The following is a 703-nucleotide window of genomic DNA, read 5'->3' as shown; positions in this document are numbered from 1 at the left end:
CGTCATGGCAGGGGTTGCCGGGGTACGGGCCGATCCAGGGGTCCTTCGCCAGCTCCGCGAGCGGCACCTCGGGGCCGTCGGCCAGCCGGTGGGTGACGGGGACGACCGCGTCGAACGGCTCGGCGTAGAGCGGGACATGGGTGAGGCGCGGGTCGTCGGCGGGCGGCGCCCCGCGGTACTCGACGGCCACGGCGACGTCGACCTGCCGGTCCAGGACCATCGGGAGGCTCGCGTCGCCCTCGGCGTCCTGCACCCGGATGCGGATGCCGGGCGCCGAGGCGGCGAGCCGGGCCACGGCCGGCGCCACGACCTGCGCGATGCCGGTGGCGAAGGCGGCCACCGTGACGGTGCCGGCCTCCCCCGCCCCGTACGCGGCCAGCTCGGCCTCGGCCCGCTCCAGCTGGGCGAGGACCGCGTGGGTGTGGCTGAGAAGGATCTCCCCGGCCGGGGTCAGCCGTACACCCTTGGCGCCGCGCTCGACCAGGCGGTGGCCGGTCTCCTGCTCCAGCGCGGTGAGCTGCTGGGAGACGGCCGAGGGGGTGAGGTAGAGCGCGGCGGCCGCCGCGGTGACCGTGCGATGGTCCGCCACCGCACGGAGGATGTGGAGCCGCCGCGCTTCGATCATGGGATCGATTGTCTCAAATGCAGCGGTGCGCGACGGTCAGGCGTCGAGCTCCGCACGGGCCGCGACGAAGGCGTCGAC

1 protein-coding gene is annotated in these 703 nt (G+C 75.4%); it reads right to left on the bottom strand.

From position 1 onward, the window contains the following. Positions 1-625 (bottom strand): LysR family transcriptional regulator (locus LPA54_RS34105; RefSeq protein WP_228984549.1); only part of this gene is annotated, 625 nt, incomplete at its 3' end. Positions 626-703 lie beyond the last annotated feature (78 nt).

It is taken from the genome of Streptomyces sp. DH12, from assembly GCF_020873895.1.
Lineage (GTDB): Bacteria > Actinomycetota > Actinomycetes > Streptomycetales > Streptomycetaceae > Streptomyces.
This window is presented reverse-complemented; position numbering and strand designations above follow the sequence as displayed.